Raw genomic sequence first — 588 nt, forward strand, 5'->3', positions numbered from 1 at the left:
TGTAAATTGATGATAAAAACGGCGAGTGTTTGTACAGAGTTTTGAGGTCAAGTCCAGATTTAATTGATTAAATCCAATTGGCGAAAAGCTACGTTAAACATCAGCCAAAAAAGAGCCCGCACATCAGCGGGCTGTTTCGCATCAATTTAAAATATCAGAGCTTAAACTCGGAACTGGCTGACTTGCTGATCCAATCTCTGAGTTTGTTGTGACAGCATCGCAAGTGATTGCTGAGCCTGCGTGACAATATCAACAATCGATGTACTGCTGTCTGCAATACCCTGAACGTTGGTATTCACTTCATCGCTCACTGTACTTTGTTGACTCGCTGCAGTTGCGATGTGCGTGTTCATCTCATTCATGCGTGAAATTGCATTGAGAATTTCAGCCAGAGATTCGCTTGCTCGCCCGGCAGATTGAATGGTCTCTTCACTGCTATTTTGGCTACCGCGCATCACTTCTACAGCTTGCCCTGCACCAGACTGAAGCTTTTCAATCATAGCTTGGATTTCACCCGTACTTTGCTGCGTACGACTTGCAAGAGAGCGTACCTCGTCAGCAACCACAGCAAAACCACGACCTTGCTCA

The 588-nt window shown here is 45.4% G+C and carries 1 protein-coding gene; it reads right to left on the reverse strand.

Annotation, left to right across the window (positions count from 1 at the left end; genetic code table 11):
* Nucleotides 1-161: 161 nt before the first annotated feature.
* On the reverse strand, nt 162-588 hold a 427-nt coding region (locus R7E78_RS28580; protein WP_029797317.1), incomplete at its 5' end, for a methyl-accepting chemotaxis protein.

This window comes from Vibrio sp. YT-19(2023), from assembly GCF_033337395.1.